Consider the following 17,350-nt stretch of genomic DNA (forward strand, 5'->3'; position numbering starts at 1 on the left):
AAGCATAACCTCCTTTGCTACCTGCAACGGAGGTTATGTAAATAACGATTAGGCTTTGTTCAAATTATACTTGTGGCCCATCAACTCGCTTCTTTTTCGTGAAATCGACCGGCTTATCCTTGATCATCTTGCCTCTCCATACTAACCACAGCTGTGAAGCTAGGAATAAGGAAGAATATGTTCCGACTAATAACCCAACAGCTAGTGCAATTGCAAAGCCTGTAATTGATTGTGCGCCTAAGAATAGAAATGCTAATACTGCGAGCATCGTTGTAAATGACGTATTAATACTTCTTGTAAAGGTTTGTATTAAGCTGTTATTCACAATTCGAGCTAATTCTTTCGCAGATTTAACACGTTTTTTCTTTCTTAAATTCTCTCTTATTCGATCAAACGTAACAATTGTATCGTTAATCGAATATCCGACAATCGTGAGGATTGCAGCGACAATGGTTATGTCAAACTCTATTCTAAAGATACTAAAGACGACAAGGACGAAAAATGCGTCGTGTAACAATGCAATAATCGCGGTAATTGCAAAATAAAACTCAAACCGCATCGTCACGTATAAAATCATCCCTATTGTCGCAATACCAACAGCGTATAATGCATTCTTTACCAGCTCTTCTCCTACAACTGGTGAGACGACACTCACACTTGGAGCAACACCATATTTCTCACTAAAATAATTTTCAACTTCCTTTATTTTATCTTCAGATAACACCTTATCAAAACGGGTAACTGCCCGATCGTTATTATCACCAGATATAACGATTGACTTCGCTTTTATACCTAGCTCATCGAGATTATCTTTAACTTGTTCTGTTGTTAAACTAGTTTCCGACATCACTTCAATACGAGAGCCACTCGTAAAATCAATTCCAGGATTTAATTGGAAAAGAAGCAAGGACACAATTCCAACAATCACCATAATAAGTGAACCGATAAAAAACTTTTTCCGGTGCTGCACTACATTCACTTTTCGATTCCTAAATGTTGCTTCCTCTTCTTCTTTTTCGGCGATATCTCGAATGTCGGTTTGCTTAACACCAAACCATGCTGGACGCCTTTTAAAGAAAGGCTGTTTAATCCATAGCAATAGAAGTAATCGTGTTCCATATACCGCGGTAATGAAGCTTAGTATAATGGAAACAATTAGCATCGTTGCAAAACCCTTTACAGAGCTTGTTCCAAACGCGAACAAAATTATCGCCGCTAAAAGCGTTGTAATATTCGCATCAAAAATCGTTGACAATGAATTTTTTGTACCTGCTTTAAATGCTGCCGGAATAGATTTTCCAGCTCTGATTTCTTCTTTAATTCGTTCAAAAGTAATGACGTTCGCATCTACTGCCATACCAACCCCTAGAATTAATGCAGCTATTCCTGGTAGGGTCAATACCCCATTCATTAATGTAAATACAAGAAGAATAAGATAAATATAGATACTTAAATTAATTGTGGCAATCAAGCCCGGAAAACGGTAAACGAACAGCATAAACAAAAAGACAAGTCCTACGCCTATATAGCCTGCAAAAACCGTTTTATTTAATGCTTGTTCACCAAATTGTGCCCCAACTGAAGTAGAATAAAGCTCCTTCATATTCACAGGTAATGAACCTGAGTTAATGATATCTGCCATATATTTCGCTTCATCTACAGTGAAATTACCTTCAATCATGACATTTGTAGTATTTAAGGTTTGATTTACTGAAGGAGCTGATATGTATTTTGGCTCTTCTTTATCTGATTCCGCAGTAAAAGAATCACCTTCCTGATAATCCATCCATATGACTAACAGGTTTGGATTCATTGTTTTTACTTTGCTCGTAACATCAGCAAATTTAGAAGCATCCTTCAACTGTAACGTTACAATTGGTTGATTTGTATCTGGATGAAAATCCTGTTTGGCACTTCCTTCTTTAATATCAGAACCATCTAAGAGCTGTTTATCATCTACATCGCGAAAAGATAAACGTGCAGACGTTGCCAGCATTTCCCTTGCCTGCTGTTGGTTTTCTACACCAGCAAGCTGTACACGGATTCGATCCTCCCCTTCAATGTCGATACTCGCTTCACTAATTCCAAGTCGATTCACACGATCATTTAAGGTTTGAACCGTTGCTTCCAATAGCTTTCTATTTGTCTCCTGGATTTTATCAACTGGTTCGACTTCATACAAAATTTCAAAGCCACCTTGAAGATCGAGTCCAAGGTTAATATCTTTTACAATTCCTTTTACCGTTGTTCCAATCGTTCCTGCGAACAATAAAACGATTAGAAAAAAGGCAATGATTCTGCCTCTGTTTTTCATTTCGTTATTTCCTCCCTCAACTAAACAACAATTCGAATTATACATTCATTTTTGCTTGTACTTCACCAGTTAAAGCGGCGATTGAAGCAAATAAATCATTTTCATCCTGATATGCGGAAACTGTCAAATAACTCATATAAATATTAGAGCTAAGGTGAAACACGTCCTGAACTGCTTCATATAATCTTTTTTCAGGATTACCCTTCCAAACCTTCTGTCTTAGACAATCCCAAACATTCTCATTTGTCGCTTCTTTATAGCCCATTAACTGCAATTCACTCACTTTGCTTGCAAGCGCTGGTTCTATTTTTAGTTTCCAATCCTCAACTGTGCGAATTAATTCCAAGACATTCCCTCCTGCAAAAATATCCCTTCTATCTGACAACTTGTCATGCTTGGCCCACTCTATTGCATATATATCATTGTATATGAAAATTTCTTTTTTGAGAAGGCAGGTTGTCGATGTGTCTAAACAAACTTTTTTACAAGGTACACTTATATTAATAGCTGCTGGGATGATCACACGGTTTCTAGGCTTTATTAACCGACTTGTTGTAGCTCGCCTTATGGGAGAAGAGGGGGTTGGCCTTTATATGATGGCACTACCAACCCTATTCTTAATTATGACGCTGACACAGCTTGGACTTCCGGTAGCCATTTCAAAAAGAATTGCAGAAGCAGAAGCAAGAAATGATCGAGCAAAAATAAAACAAATTTTAATCGTTTCCTTAATTGTTACCGGCATATCTAGTTTGTTTTTCACAGGGCTTATGATGATTGGTGCGCCTTTTATCGCACAGCATTTATTAACAGATGAACGCACACTTTATCCACTACTAGCAATTAGTCCAATCGTTCCCATTGTTGCCATCTCTTCTATTCTACGAGGTTATTTCCAAGGAAGACAAAATATGAAGCCACAAAGCTATTCGCTCGTTATTGAGCAGATCGTTCGTATTTCATGTGTAGCGTTATTTGTAAATCTATTCTTACCGTATGGTATTGAGTTTGCGGCAGCTGGTGCCATGTTTAGTGTTATCCTTGGCGAATTTGTTTCACTATTATACATGATTTATCAATTTAAGCGAAAGAAAACCATTAAGATTCGCTATCGATTTTTTTCTTATTTAAAGACAAGCAAGGAGACATTAAAGGAATTGTTCTCTATTGCTTTGCCTAGTACAGGCAGTCGCATGATTGGATCGATATCTCATTTTTTAGAACCAATTGTTGTCGCGCAATGCTTAGCAATAGCAGGCATTTCAACAACGCTAGCAACGAAGCAATATGGTGAATTAACAGGATATGTTCTACCATTACTATTCCTACCTACTTTTATAACACAATCATTATCAATTGCGCTCGTACCTTCTATATCTGAAGCAGATGCGATGGCCAACCATAAATTAATACATTATCGCATACATCAAGCAATTCGAATATCATTTGCATCAGGAGCAATTGCAACTATCATTCTTACCCTATTTTCAAATGAAATCTTAAGCCTAATGTACGGCACAGCAAATGCTAGCAGGTTCTTAGTATTAATGGCTCCTTTTTTTCTATTGCTTTACATTCAATCGCCACTACAAGCAGCATTACAAGCGCTTGATTTAGCAAAACCAGCAATGTGGAACAGCTTAATCGGAAATGTATTTAAATTCGTTATCTTAATCGTATTAGCATCTAATGAAAATTTTGGAATTATGGGGGTAGCAATTGCTATGTCTATCGGTGTCATTCTTGTAACCCTACTTCACCTTGCTTCCTTGAATAAAATTCTATCATTTTCTATTCCATTCATCGATATAGGGAAAATGATTCTTCTTTTATTGCTTACATGGGGATCTGGCAATCTTATCCGAAATATTTTTATACAAGGAGAAGCAAATGTATTTCTGCTTAGTTTCATATTTATCCTTTTATCATTTATGTACTTACTATTTCTATTTGCACTGCGCTTTATTACAAGAGAAGAATTAAAACAAATTCCCTTTATCCAAAAGTGGGTATAGTTATTTTTTAGGAAACTCGTCTAAAAAATTTGTTTCCGAATAGGATGTAATAAAAGGACAATCATAGGGGGAGAAAAACATGAGACAACAGTTTATTGGACTTTTGTACGGCTGGACTGCAATATTTTCACTCATTCTTTTTACAAGCATTATTTTAGCAACAATTCTGCGCTTTACTTCGCTTAATGAACCAACACTTTCTTGGATTACGTTATCAATTGGATTACTTGTATTATTTATTGGAGGTTTTATTGCTGGAATGAAAGGAAAAGAAAAAGGCTGGTTTATGGGGACATTTACTGGATTAGGATTTACCTTATTTACATTTCTCGTGCAATACTTAGGCTATCAGCAAGCATTTTCAATGGAGCAATCCCTTCATCATGCTGGTTATGTATTAGCAGCACTTATCGGAGGCGTTTTTGGTGTAAACATGCTAACCTCTGCAAACAAATAGCAAGCAAAAGAAAGCGACTGTCATTTGGACAGCCGCTTTTTACATTATTATGCAGTTGTAACTTCTCTAATTGCTGAACGATCATATGTAAGCTTTGTACCGTCACCAGCTTGAATCACAACAGTGCTTTCATCGATTGAATGAATCACACCATGAAAACCACCAATTGTTACAACAGAATCACCTTTTTGAAGACTATCCTGCATTTGTCTTACTTGTTTTTGTCGCTTTTGTTGCGGACGAATCAACAAGAAGTAAAAAATAACAAACATTAGGATAATCGGAAGTAATGGTCCTAAAAATTCCATTTAATTCACTCCTTTCATTAAAAGTTTTTCGCATTCGGTTTATTTAACCCATATTGTTCAAAGAATGCTTCTTTAAAGTCACCAAGTCGATCTTCGCGTATAGCTTCTCGTACTTGCTCCATTAATTTTAACAGAAAATAGAGGTTATGATAAGTAGTAAGTCTAAAACCGAATGTTTCATTGCATTTTATTAAGTGTCTAATATATGCACGTGAATAGTTTTTGCACACATGACAATCACAATTTTCATCAATTGGTGTAAAATCACGGGCGTATTTTGCATTTCGAACAACTAGTCTTCCATTAGAAGTCATACATGTCCCATTTCGTGCAATACGGGTCGGAAGCACGCAATCAAACATATCTACACCACGAATCGCACCATCAATCAACGAATCTGGTGATCCTACTCCCATTAAGTACCGCGGCTTATCATTCGGCATTAACGGAGTTGTAAATTCAAGCACTCGATTCATTACTTCTTTTGGTTCGCCAACAGATAACCCTCCAATAGCATAGCCTGGAAAATCTAAGGAAATGAGATCAGATGCACTTTGTTTTCGAAGTGCTTCATATTCTCCACCTTGAATTATGCCGAACAATCCTTGATCTGATTTGCGCTGGTGAGCCTCTAAACATCTCTCTGCCCATCGAGAAGTTCTTTCTACAGAGCTTTTCATATATTCGTAAGTAGCAGGATATGGTGGACACTCATCAAACGCCATCATAATATCTGATCCGAGCGCATTTTGAATGTGCATTGCTTTCTCTGGTGAAAGGAATAGCTTTTCTCCATTTAGATGATTTCGGAAGTGAACACCTTCTTCTTTTATTTCACGCATATCACTTAAGCTAAAAACCTGAAATCCCCCAGAATCCGTTAAAATAGGGCCATCCCAATTCATAAATTTATGAAGGCCACCAGCTTCTTGTACAATATCCTCTCCAGGGCGGAGCCATAAATGGTAGGTGTTCGAAAGAATGATTTTAGCATTCATAGAATGTAAATCATCTGGACTCATTGTTTTAACCGTTGCTAATGTACCTACTGGCATAAAAATCGGAGTTTCAAAGGTACCGTGTGGTGTCGTTACCTTCCCCAATCGCGCTCCCGTTTGTTTACATGTTTTAATTAATTCATATTTTATCGGTGTCATTTCTAATCGTTCCTCTTCTAAATGATTAGCATTGCATCGCCAAAGCTGAAAAATCGATAGCGTTCTTCGACAGCTTGTCGATATGCTGTTAAGACTGGTTCTCTTCCTGCTAGCGCACTAACTAACATTACCAAGGTTGATTTCGGCAAATGGAAATTAGTAATTAACCCGTCGATTGCTTTAAAATGAAAGGGTGGATAAATAAAAATGTCCGTCCAACCACTAGTAGCTCTAAAACGACCTTGATTATCTCTTGCTATCGTTTCTAATGTACGGGTGGATGTTGTCCCTACAGATATTATTCTACCACCATTTTCTTTGATTTTATTCAATGTATCAGCGGTTTCCGCTGTCATATGATAAAATTCTGAATGCATCGCATGTGCTTCGATATCTTCTACACTTACTGGTCGAAAGGTCCCTAATCCAACATGAAGCGTAATAAAGACAATGGTTACTCCCATTTCTTCAATTTCATGAAGTAATTGTTGTGTAAAGTGAAGGCCAGCAGTAGGAGCAGCAGCAGAGCCTTCCTCCTTTGCATAAACGGTTTGGTACCGTTCTTTTTCTGGTAATTGTTCTTTGATATATGGAGGTAACGGCATTTCTCCGAGCTCGTCTAATATTTCATAAAAAATTCCTTCATATGAAAATTCTAAAATACGTCCACCATGTTCTAACATACGCGTGCATGTTGCTTTTAGTTTTCCATCACCAAACGTTAATACGGTTCCTTCTTTAATTTTTCGTGCCGGCTTTGCAAGTACTTCCCAACGATCATTTTCTTCTTGATGTAATAATAATATTTCTATTTTAGCACCAGTATCTTCTTTCATCCCATATAAACGAGCAGGAAGTACTCTCGTATCATTTAACACAAGACAATCTCCCTTTTTTAAATAATCTTTTATATTCGGGAATTGCTTATGTTCTATTTGCTTTGTCTCTTTGTTCAGAACGAGAAGCCTTGAAGAAGCTCTGTCTGCCAATGGAGTTTGTGCGATTAACTCAGCTGGTAATTCAAAATCAAAATCTTCTACATTCATTTTTACCTCTAACTTCCTTCCATATCTTTAACGAAATTTACCAATAAGAAAAAAAATAAGCGACAAAATAATACTGACCACAATCGAAGTCATAATCGGAAAATAAAAGGAAAAGTTTCCTTTCTTAAAGCTAATGTCCCCTGGCAACCGACCTATAAAAGTCCAAACAAAACCTACGATAAGAAGAATTACACCGGTTATCATTAGCCACTTTCCTGGATTCATCCCTCATCATTCCTTTTCAATCCAAAATGCGCATATGCTTTCGATGTAACGACTCTGCCACGTGGTGTACGTTGGATAAAACCAATTTGTAATAAATAAGGCTCATATACATCTTCTATTGTTTGAGCTTCTTCGCCAATCGTTGCTGCAATAGTTTCTAATCCAACAGGACCACCTTGAAAACCGTCAATGATACCCTTTAGTAGCTTGTGATCGATATGATCTAATCCCTCATCATCTACCTGAAGCATATGTAAAGCACGTATCGTTGTATCCATACTAATTACCTTTTCTCCGCTAACTTGTGATATATCACGAATTCGTTTTAACAAGCGATTCGCTATTCGTGGTGTACCTCGAGACCTTCTTGCTACTTCCATTGCAGCATCTTCTTTAATCGCAGTATCAAATATTTCTGCAGTGCGCTCTACAATCGCACAAAGGTGCTGCTTTTCATAAAATTCCAGTCTGCTTAGCACACCAAATCGATCACGCAAAGGAGCTGATAATAGCCCTGCACGTGTAGTTGCCCCAACGAGCGTGAAAGGTGGCAAATCTATACGAACCGAACGCGCACTCGGCCCTGTTCCAATCACAATATCGATAAAAAAGTCCTCCATGGCAGAATATAATACTTCTTCCACTGTTCTTGGTAAACGATGCACCTCATCAATAAACAGAACGTCTCCTGGTTCAAGTGACGATAGAATTGCTGCTAAATCTCCAGCACGATCAATGGCAGGTCCAGAAGTTGATCGAAACTGAACGCCCATTTCATTGGCTATTATCGCAGCAAGTGTCGTTTTCCCTAGTCCTGGGGGACCGTATAATAATACATGATCTAATGGTTCTTCACGCATTTTTGCGGCCTGAATAAATATTTCAAGGTTTTCCTTTACCTTGTCCTGACCGATATACTGAGTTAAAGTTGTAGGACGGAGGCTAAGCTCTACAACAGAATCCTCCGCCTGCAACTCACCTGTAACCATCCGTTCATCCATAATATCCCCCCTTTATTACTTTTTCATTAACAAAGCTAATGCTTTGCGAACAAGTTCATCCGTGCTATGTATTTGATCCTTCGGAAGCTGTGGCATAATTGCTTTAATCTCCCTATCGGTATATCCAAGTGCAAGTAGCGCTTCTTTTGCTTCATTAAATTCTTTCGCTGTTGATACAAGCGGTGATGATGCATGTCCTTGATCTTGACTAATTGAAAATGTAGTCGTTAGCTTTCCTTTTAAATCTAGAATAATTTGTCGAGCTGTTTTTTTACCAACGCCAGGAAATTGGGATAGGAACTTGTCATCTTCTCGTTCAACAGCAGCAACAAATTCTGGAATATCAACAGTAGCCATCATCGCTAACGCACTTTTAGGTCCAATACCCGAAACTGAAATTAATTTCGTAAATAGAAATTTTTCATCTTTATTTTTAAACCCGTACAATAGATGGGCATCTTCGCGAACATGATAATAGGTTTGAATTTGTATCTCTTTATTTAAAGATGCTTGAAAAATAAAAGGGTTGGCACATATAATTTCATACCCAATGCCAGCCATTTCTACTATTACTGCTTCATCCTCTATCGCAGTACACTTTCCTTTTACATATGCTATCATTTACAATTCTCCTCTTTTAAACCTTCCCTCATTTTATCACATTTTCTTTATATCCGTATAAAATCCAACCACTATAACCATTGAGAAGACAAAGAAAATGGTTCGGACAAAACGGTAGCTTCTCACTCAACATCCAAATAATTGCATTATAGCTTAAAATAGCCTTGCCGTTTTCTATACTTTGGATACGGCTTCATTCGGTTGTTATCAGTTAAACACCTTTTTGTCCCAACCACATCTATCTATTCGTTTTCTTTTAAGTTATGATATACATCCTGTACGTCTTCATCATTTTCAAGCATATCTATAAGCTGATCCATTTTTTGTTCCTGATCTTCTGATACCGATGTATAGGTTTGCGGAATTAATGTAACCTCTGCTTCTTCTAATACATAGCCTTTCGCTTCCATAAATTCGCGAACTTCTTTAAAATCTTCAGGAGCTGTTAGGATTTCATAGGCCCCATCCTCCACAACAACATCATCTGCGCCAGCTTCAATTGCATCCAATGAAATATCATCTTCTTCATACTTGTGTTCTTCATCTAATATCAACATATATCCTTTTCGGTCAAACATAAAGGAAACACTTCCATTTTCCCCTAGGTTCCCATCGTTTTTCTTGAACGCGTGGCGGATTTCTGCTGCTGTTCGATTCCGATTATCGGTGAGCACATGAACGATGACTGCTACACCACCTGGTCCATAGCCCTCATAAGTGATCTCTTCATAGCTTACTCCGTCAAGTGTTCCTGTTGCTTTTTTTATTGCCCGCTCTATATTATCGTTTGGCATGTTATCGGCTTTTGCTTTTTCAACAGCCGTTCTTAAAGCGGCATTTGTTTCAATATCTCCGCCACCTTCTTTAGCGGCAATGTATATAATCTTTGCGTGCCGCATAAATACTTTTCCTTTTTTAGCATCCTGCGCATTCTTTCTTCTTTGAATATTTTTCCACTTAGAATGACCAGCCACTGGACATTCTCCTCTCTTCAAATTTCCACTTCTACTATATCAAAACTTCTAGTCTACATAAAGAAGAACAGCCCGCCACGTATAAGAACGGAACAATGATCCAAAGTTTACTTAAAACGTGAATTCATATTTCGTATCCGATCCCAATGGTTGTCATCTGTATAAATAACAATGGGTTTATCGGAGATAAATTTAGATACCTCGCGCTCTATATTTTTTTGAATAGTTGGATCAACACCTTCTGCTAATCGAACAGCAACGATTACTTTATCCTTTGTAATTGCAACTTGTGCAACTTTTACTTCTTTCATATTCATCAAGTGGTCCGCCACTCTTACTCCATCCTCAGTCGTGTACTTATCCGTATATGACCCTGTCCGATCTCCTCCATTTAGCGACTTCTCTTCTTGTTGTGGATAAGCGTCTCTTTCATGTTTATCAGACTGATGTGAGCCTAACCTTTCTTGTTGCTCTTGCTCAGTTTCGTAATGTATAGGAGCTGCTTCGCTATCATTTTCTTTTGTCTTCTTCACACTTGTATCCCCGTCACATGCAACTAACACGGTGATTACGAGCGTCATCCAAATCATACTTTGCAGTTTCAGCATGACCAAAACCTCCCTTAACGATTAGTTTGGTTAAGGGAGGATGATTTAATCGTGCTAGCTATTTAATTTGTCCGAGAAAAATATGGTAATGGAGATCGTTTATGTTCCGTACGTTGATGCATCCGTTCAATAACCGTTCTTTCTTGCTGTGATATTTGTTTGCCTTGTAAGAAAGCGTCAATCGTATCATACGAAATCCCCATCTCTTCTTCATCTGTTTGCCCTTCCCATAGATCGGCACTTGGCTGCTTTTGAATAATTTCATCCGGAACGCCTAAGTAAGATGCAAGCTCGCGAACTTCGCCTTTTGTATACTCTTTTAGCGGTAATAAATCAACGCCACCATCACCATATTTTGTAAAGTAACCGGTATACCACTCCGCAGCATTATCTGTTCCAACAACTAAATAATTAAAATTCGTAGCAACTGTATATAATGTACTCATTCGTAAGCGGGCACGTAAATTCGCATCTGCTAATCGACGATTATGTTCTATTATATTGTCCTGAAGCTTCTCCTGAATTGTTCCTAGCAATTGCTTGTGTGCAGCCGTTAAGTCAATCGTTACTCCTTCAATACCGCAACCATCAATAACTTTCTGCGCATGCTCCATTCCAGAAGGATTACTATTTAATGGCATAATAACACCAATGGAGTTATCGGGGAATGCTCGCTTAATTAAATAAGCTACCACTGCCGAGTCTAAACCGCCACTAACACCTACGATTAACCCTTTCATTCCTGCTCCATCGACTTGATCTTTTAACCAACTTGTTAATTTTTCCACTGTTTTTTTCATGAATATTCCTCCAGTATGCAACTAAAATTCCTTTATTATTATCGGATAATTTCTTCATCCATCACATTGATTTTACCATTTTTTCCGTTTTTCTAAAAAAGTTTTTACGTGCTTCCCAATCCTGCTCCATTTCTTCGAGGTATGTTTTCAGCTTATCATCTGTTGCTTCCGGGAGAAAATACATCCATTCTCGCATGACATCACTAGGAATCGCAATCGCACAGAGCCACTTTGGAATAGCCTCCTCATCCACCATGTGATAGGAAATTAACGCAGATAGATCCCAATTTAAAAATGGTAAAAAACGTTGTCCAAGTTGAATGAAGTCAAAAATATGTGGACTAGCTTGCAGTAAGTCATAATCAATTAAACAAGTTGTTTTCCTTGTATGAATAAAGTTATGTGATGCAACATCCCCATGAATCCACTGTCCTTTTTGCTCTGCTTCTTGTTGCATTGTTTTCCATGGAAACCGCATATTTTTTTTAAAAAAGTGCTCCGCAGTTATTACAATATCTTTATACAAAGCTGTATAGCCATTTTCAGCAAACAAATGCGCTGTCTTTTGAAAGGATAATAACCTATCATACCATCTTTCAAACAAAAGTCTACGTTTTAAGCGCTTTTCTATAAAGATGCCAGAAGCTTGAGCATGAAACTTTTGTACTGTCTCTAATGCTTCTTGTCGATCAGAGGCTTTCGCATAGCGTAGCTTTTTTCCCCGTATAAATGGAGATAACGTCCAAGTGAATGGCTGCAAGGATATTGTTCTTTTCCCATTAGGGAAAAAAATAAACGGAACGATATGTGGGTTGCTTACTTGCCGAAAGAAATCCCATTGTTGCATAACGTTTTTCTTATTGGCATGTGCCTTTACAATATATTCTTTTTCATTTACTGTCTCGATGTGAAATACATGTTGTTTTATTTTTCGTACATATTGTACGGATAGACCTCCTTCTGAGAGCAAAAAAGAAGAGAGACGATGGTGAGTCATCTCCTCTCCTTTGTACCTATTACTCACTTCCTGCTTCATCCTCTTCATCACGATACATCGGAAAGCCAGGTGGTGTTGGATAAGCTGGATAAGGTGCACTAGGCATTGGCGAATATGGTTGTTGTCCGTAAGCAGGACCAGGTGGCATTTGATATCCTGGTGCAATGCCTTGCTGAAACGCTGGATTACCATAGTATGTTCCCGCATATGGATCTGCTCCATAGTACCCACCGCCATCATAATAACCCATTTTAGCTGGATTAACTGGCATATTAGTACTAGAGCTACTTGAACTAGAGGATTCCATATCCCAACCCATATGTGGTGCTTGCCACTGCTGAGGCATTGGCTGTTGAGGACCAGGATAGCCTCCTTGCATATTCGCCATCAAAACAAACGGTTCTGATGGATGACACGGATCCATAACATAGCAGCAAAGCGGGACTAAATGAGTGGGTTGAGGCATTGGCTGCGGAGCCGGTTTCATCACAGGCTTCGTTTTTGCTGGTTTTTCTTCCTTCGATTCTTGATATGGCGGGAGATTAATTGTTGTATAATTTGTTAATTCTTGTTCCATCATTGGCATTTGCATCATTTGTGGATGCATTTGTACTGGTGGCATTTGAGGCTGAGGCATTGGCATCGGCTTAACGACTTCTTTCTTTTTCATCTTATCGTCCTCCTTGATAACTGGCATTGGCTTTGGTGAAATTTCTTTATAAGGTTGTTGTGCTTTTGGAGGTTGATATGCTTCTTTTTTAACTGTTTTTGCAGAGCTTGGGATCTTAATTTTCATTCCTGGCATAATCATGTCTGGACTCGACAATTGGGAATTAAGCTGCTTTAATTCTTCAAAATTAACGCCATATTTATGGGCGATATCCCAAAGTGTATCCCCTTTTTGCACAATATGAATTTTCATTTCCTCGATACTCCTTTCATTTCTGATAGGTAGGCTAATAACTCTATATCAACATATGCAATCACCCAATAAATGTTGAACGATTATTTAAGTGATGCATATTCTTTTGAAAAGCAAATCAAAAAACACCCACTTCAAAAGAAGTAGGTGAAATTAGATTCGTTCATAAAGAAGAAGAGTTTGCTTGTAAATGATAAACTGGAAAGGTACCCAAAATCGTTACACTACAACCTAGTGCTTCTAATTCTGCTTGAACACCTGGAAAAAGAACAGCATCATATGGATCATCTACATCAATAATAAAAAAGTAATTTCCTAATCCAGTCTTCATTGGTCTAGATTCGATCTTAGATAGATTCATTTTCCTCCATGCAAAAGCAGACAATACTTGATGTAATGCGCCTGCATAGTCTCGTGGTAATGTAACAAGTAAGCTCGTTTTTTCTGTTGTAATAGGATGTTGAATAGATAAGGCTTCCGTATTTTTCGTCAACACCGCAAATCGTGTATGGTTATTTGGATAATCATGAATATTTTCTTTTACAATACATAAACCATATTCTTTTGCTGCTAGCTTATTCCCTATCGCTGCGATGTTTCCTTCTTTAACGGATATAAGTTCCGCTGCTTTTCCAGTGGAAGAAGTAACATGTAATACAGCGTTTGGCAAATTTTGATGAATATATTGGTGACATTGTGCAATCGCATGACTATGCGAATAAACCGCTTCAATATCTTTTAATGTTCCTTTAAAGTTAGGTGTGCATATTAAATGTTGTTGAATTGGTACAACAATTTCTGCTACAATTGGCAATCTTACTTGATGGACTAAATAATCCACTGTAAGATGTACAGTACCTTCAATTGCATTTTCCAGCGGAACAACACCGATATCAACTTCTCCGGTATCAACCGCATCAATACAAGCGGGGACAGTGTCAAATGCTTTTTTATCTTCACCATTGAACGCTGCGTCCACTGCAAGTTTTGTAAACGTCCCTTTTGGTCCTAAATAACCTATTCGCTTCGTCATCTTGCTCTTCTCCCTTTATACACCTTGCCATTATTATCGTGCGATGTACCATGCTCATGCTCCTGAGCTAAGCATATCAACTCGCGTTACGAAATCCAGTTGTTTTAGGCGATGTAACATTTGTTCTATGTCTTCATTTATCATGGAAACGTCTAATGATAAGGTAACATTCGCCTTACCAAAAATAGGGATTGTTTGATGAATAGTTAATACGTTACATCCAGCCCCAGCAATTAATTTTAAAAGCTTCGATAAAGTTCCAGATCGATCCTCTAAATGAAAAAATAGGGTGATGATTTTTTCCTTCACCATTGCCTGAAAAGGAAAGACAGTATCTTTATATTTATAAAAGGCGCTCCTTGATAGTTCAACCTTATTTACTGCCTCATAGACGGAACTTGCCTTCCCTTGTTCAAGCATTTCCTTTACCTGAATTGTTTTTTTCATTGATTCAGGTAGCACGTCACTTCGTACTAAAAAAAACGATTCATCCCTCTGACGTTTCACAGTATCCCTCTTTTACAATTGCAGATAATCATTCTACAAACTCAAATTCATAATCAAGCAGGCGGATCGTATCTCCATCCTTTGCCCCTTTTTTGCGTAGCGCATCATCTACTCCCATACCTCGCATTTGTCTAGCAAAACGTTGAATAGCCTCATCTCTAGCAAAGTCCGTCATCTTAAATAATTTTTCAATCTTTACACCTGAAAGCACATAAGCTCCATCTGGGTCTCGTGTTATGGAGAATCCATCCTCTAGGCGCTCATACTTATATACAACCTTTTCTTCTGTATCATCGATAATAGGCTCTTGCTTTGGAATTTGCTCTAACATATCGGCGACAGTAAAGAGAAGATCGCGAATCCCATTCTTTGTTATTGCAGATATCGCGAACAATGGAATGTCACTCTCCAGCTTCTCTTTAAAATGAACTAAATTTTCATCTGCACCAGGCATGTCCATTTTATTCGCTGCAATTACTTGTGGGCGCTGAAGTAAGTTTTTATCATACGCTTCTAGCTCTTGATTAATTTTAACATAATCTTCATAGGGATCTCTTCCCTCTGTTCCAGCCATATCAATGATATGTACAATTACTCTCGTCCGTTCTACATGTCGTAAAAACTGGTGTCCAAGGCCAATACCCTCATGTGCACCTTCAATAAGACCAGGTAGATCAGCCATAACGAAGCTTCGTTGATCGCCGGTTTCTACTACACCTAGGTTAGGAGCCAAGGTTGTAAAATGATAATCCGCAATTTTCGGCTTTGCCGCACTGACAACAGATAAAAACGTAGACTTTCCAACGCTCGGAAATCCTACAAGTCCAACATCTGCAATTACTTTTAGCTCTACTTTAATATTTCTTTCTTGACCTGGCTCTCCATTTTCGGCAAAATCAGGGGCAGGATTTCTTGGAGTAGCAAAGCGGATATTTCCCCGACCACCTCTTCCTCCATTTGCAATAATTGCTTCTTGACCATGTGTTGTCAGATCAGCAATTACCTCATTTGTATCCTCATCAATAACTGTAGTCCCTGGTGGAACAGGAATAATTAATGGGTGTGCATTTTTTCCATGCATGCTTTTACTCATCCCATTTTCCCCACGCTTTGCTTTAAAATGACGATTATAACGAAAATCCATTAGCGTATTTAAACCTTCATCAACCTGAAAGACGACATCACCACCATTTCCGCCGTCTCCTCCAGCCGGACCGCCTTTTGGAACATATTTCTCACGTCGATATGCGACAAGACCATTGCCTCCATCACCGGCTTTTACATAGACACTAACCTGATCTACAAACATAGCTGTTCACCTCACCTATACATCCAAATTATTAAATACAAATCGATATTCATTACCTGCTTCATTCACAAACAAACCAATGTTTTCTTGATTATAGTTTGCTAGCAATGTTTGTACAGAAATACAGTCCGTCTTACGTTCAAAAACTATTTGTACCTCTATATTATGTTTTACCTTATCTCCTTTTAAACGAACCACAGCCTCATGAAGCTGTGTTCGATCCCAACATGCTTCAATCGCTTCAAACAATTGATTACATTGCTTAACCAACTCATTATCAATTCGATTAAGATTCATATCTTGGGCGTCTATCTCATACGTTAACCGAATATTCGTATGCATTGCATTGAATCCGATTAACCAAAGTGCAAAATGAGGGGTGTTTAAATTCATCAGCTTCCGTTCTTCTTCATATCGTTCTAACACACGTGTAATTTTAGATTGTACTTTATCAGATTTCCCCATACTTAAATAGCCTTGGATAACCTGCATATCATTCATCACATCATGTCGAATATGACGGAGTAACATCATTACATCTTTACTCTCCATTTTTTTCCCTCCATTATGAAGAAAATTATAACAGAAAACAACTATAACTTCATGTAATCTTAGATGCTATTCAATGATGAGTTACGATTAATTGTGTTGAACGGCACTTTATACGAAAATAACTTAAAAAGGATTCTTCACCCATACGAACGGATCCATAAAAAAACTCCAACCATTGAAAGGCTGGAGTTTTTTATGATATATTAAGCTTCTTTGGCAACTGGATAAACACTTACTTTTTTACGATCGCGACCATATCGCTCAAATTTAACAACACCATCGATTTTAGCAAAAAGTGTGTCATCACCACCACGTCCAACATTCTCGCCTGGGTAGATTTTCGTTCCGCGTTGACGATAAAGAATGGATCCACCAGTTACAAATTGTCCATCTGCGCGTTTCGCACCAAGACGCTTTGATTCAGAATCACGTCCGTTTCTTGTACTACCAACACCTTTTTTCGTTGCAAAAAACTGCAAGTCTAAACGTAGCATCCGAGTCACC

The 17,350-nt window shown here is 38.0% G+C and carries 20 protein-coding genes; 2 read left to right on the plus strand and 18 right to left on the minus strand.

Annotation, left to right across the window (positions count from 1 at the left end):
- Positions 1–64: 64 nt before the first annotated feature.
- Together secDF and SPK86_RS03185 are read right to left on the minus strand one after the other, a co-directional pair.
- Positions 65–2,314, minus strand: a complete 2,250-nt coding sequence (gene secDF, locus SPK86_RS03180) for a protein translocase subunit SecDF (RefSeq protein WP_330948645.1) — start codon at positions 2,312–2,314, stop codon at positions 65–67.
- A 37-nt stretch (positions 2,315–2,351) separates the two neighbouring features.
- Positions 2,352–2,660, minus strand: coding sequence for a post-transcriptional regulator (locus SPK86_RS03185; protein ID WP_330948646.1), 309 nt, complete (start codon positions 2,658–2,660; stop codon positions 2,352–2,354).
- A gap of 118 nt (positions 2,661–2,778) precedes the next feature.
- Between SPK86_RS03185 and spoVB the strand changes: the two genes are divergently transcribed.
- Together spoVB and SPK86_RS03195 are read left to right on the plus strand one after the other, a co-directional pair.
- Entirely contained in the window at positions 2,779–4,329 is a 1,551-nt protein-coding gene (gene spoVB / locus SPK86_RS03190) for a stage V sporulation protein B (RefSeq protein WP_330948647.1), read from the plus strand.
- A gap of 79 nt (positions 4,330–4,408) precedes the next feature.
- On the plus strand, positions 4,409–4,786 hold the full coding sequence (locus tag SPK86_RS03195; protein ID WP_284139701.1) for a TIGR04086 family membrane protein: 378 nt from the start codon (positions 4,409–4,411) through the stop codon (positions 4,784–4,786).
- A gap of 47 nt (positions 4,787–4,833) precedes the next feature.
- On the opposite strand, the gene yajC is transcribed toward SPK86_RS03195, so the two are convergent.
- The 16 genes from yajC to rpmA form a co-directional block, all read right to left on the minus strand.
- A complete protein-coding gene (yajC, locus tag SPK86_RS03200; RefSeq protein ID WP_284139702.1) occupies positions 4,834–5,094 on the minus strand; it encodes a preprotein translocase subunit YajC in 261 nt (86 codons plus the stop codon).
- Positions 5,095–5,111: 17 nt separating this feature from the next.
- A complete protein-coding gene (tgt, locus tag SPK86_RS03205; RefSeq protein WP_284139703.1) occupies positions 5,112–6,251 on the minus strand; it encodes a tRNA guanosine(34) transglycosylase Tgt in 1,140 nt (379 codons plus the stop codon).
- A gap of 17 nt (positions 6,252–6,268) precedes the next feature.
- Positions 6,269–7,297, minus strand: a complete 1,029-nt coding sequence (gene queA / locus SPK86_RS03210; protein ID WP_330948648.1) for a tRNA preQ1(34) S-adenosylmethionine ribosyltransferase-isomerase QueA — start codon at positions 7,295–7,297, stop codon at positions 6,269–6,271.
- A 27-nt stretch (positions 7,298–7,324) separates the two neighbouring features.
- Positions 7,325–7,501, minus strand: coding sequence for a DUF2905 domain-containing protein (locus SPK86_RS03215; RefSeq protein WP_443089750.1), 177 nt, complete (start codon positions 7,499–7,501; stop codon positions 7,325–7,327).
- A gap of 17 nt (positions 7,502–7,518) precedes the next feature.
- Positions 7,519–8,523: a Holliday junction branch migration DNA helicase RuvB gene (gene ruvB / locus SPK86_RS03220; protein ID WP_330948650.1), complete on the minus strand. Its 1,005-nt coding sequence runs from the start codon at positions 8,521–8,523 to the stop codon at positions 7,519–7,521.
- Positions 8,524–8,538: 15 nt separating this feature from the next.
- Positions 8,539–9,144, minus strand: coding sequence for a Holliday junction branch migration protein RuvA (ruvA, locus tag SPK86_RS03225; RefSeq protein ID WP_284139707.1), 606 nt, complete (start codon positions 9,142–9,144; stop codon positions 8,539–8,541).
- A gap of 242 nt (positions 9,145–9,386) precedes the next feature.
- Positions 9,387–10,118: a YebC/PmpR family DNA-binding transcriptional regulator gene (locus tag SPK86_RS03230; protein ID WP_284139708.1), complete on the minus strand. Its 732-nt coding sequence runs from the start codon at positions 10,116–10,118 to the stop codon at positions 9,387–9,389.
- 107 nt (positions 10,119–10,225) lie between these two features.
- Positions 10,226–10,726, minus strand: coding sequence for a YhcN/YlaJ family sporulation lipoprotein (locus SPK86_RS03235; protein WP_284139709.1), 501 nt, complete (start codon positions 10,724–10,726; stop codon positions 10,226–10,228).
- Positions 10,727–10,788: 62 nt separating this feature from the next.
- Positions 10,789–11,526, minus strand: a complete 738-nt coding sequence (nadE, locus tag SPK86_RS03240; protein WP_330948651.1) for an NAD(+) synthase — start codon at positions 11,524–11,526, stop codon at positions 10,789–10,791.
- Between the two features lie 61 nt (positions 11,527–11,587).
- Positions 11,588–12,550: a phosphotransferase gene (locus SPK86_RS03245; RefSeq protein WP_284139711.1), complete on the minus strand. Its 963-nt coding sequence runs from the start codon at positions 12,548–12,550 to the stop codon at positions 11,588–11,590.
- Positions 12,543–13,445, minus strand: a complete 903-nt coding sequence (gene safA / locus SPK86_RS03250; RefSeq protein WP_284139712.1) for a SafA/ExsA family spore coat assembly protein — start codon at positions 13,443–13,445, stop codon at positions 12,543–12,545. Before safA ends, SPK86_RS03245 begins: the two co-directional genes overlap by 8 nt.
- A 163-nt stretch (positions 13,446–13,608) precedes the next feature.
- Complete coding sequence (gene pheA, locus SPK86_RS03255) at positions 13,609–14,478, minus strand: prephenate dehydratase (protein ID WP_330948652.1); 870 nt, start codon at positions 14,476–14,478, stop codon at positions 13,609–13,611.
- A 54-nt stretch (positions 14,479–14,532) separates the two neighbouring features.
- A complete protein-coding gene (locus SPK86_RS03260; RefSeq protein WP_330948653.1) occupies positions 14,533–14,985 on the minus strand; it encodes an ACT domain-containing protein in 453 nt (150 codons plus the stop codon).
- A 28-nt stretch (positions 14,986–15,013) separates the two neighbouring features.
- Entirely contained in the window at positions 15,014–16,294 is a 1,281-nt protein-coding gene (obgE, locus tag SPK86_RS03265) for a GTPase ObgE (protein WP_284139715.1), read from the minus strand.
- A gap of 15 nt (positions 16,295–16,309) precedes the next feature.
- Positions 16,310–16,846 (minus strand): Spo0B domain-containing protein, encoded by a 537-nt coding sequence (locus SPK86_RS03270; protein WP_284139716.1) that lies wholly within the window; start codon positions 16,844–16,846, stop codon positions 16,310–16,312.
- A 203-nt stretch (positions 16,847–17,049) separates the two neighbouring features.
- Positions 17,050–17,340, minus strand: coding sequence for a 50S ribosomal protein L27 (rpmA, locus tag SPK86_RS03275; RefSeq protein WP_284139717.1), 291 nt, complete (start codon positions 17,338–17,340; stop codon positions 17,050–17,052).
- Positions 17,341–17,350: the final 10 nt, after the last annotated feature.

Origin of the sequence: Virgibacillus sp. MG-45, assembly GCF_036409425.1 — a bacterium.
Taxonomy (GTDB): Bacteria; Bacillota; Bacilli; order Bacillales; family Amphibacillaceae; genus LDC-1.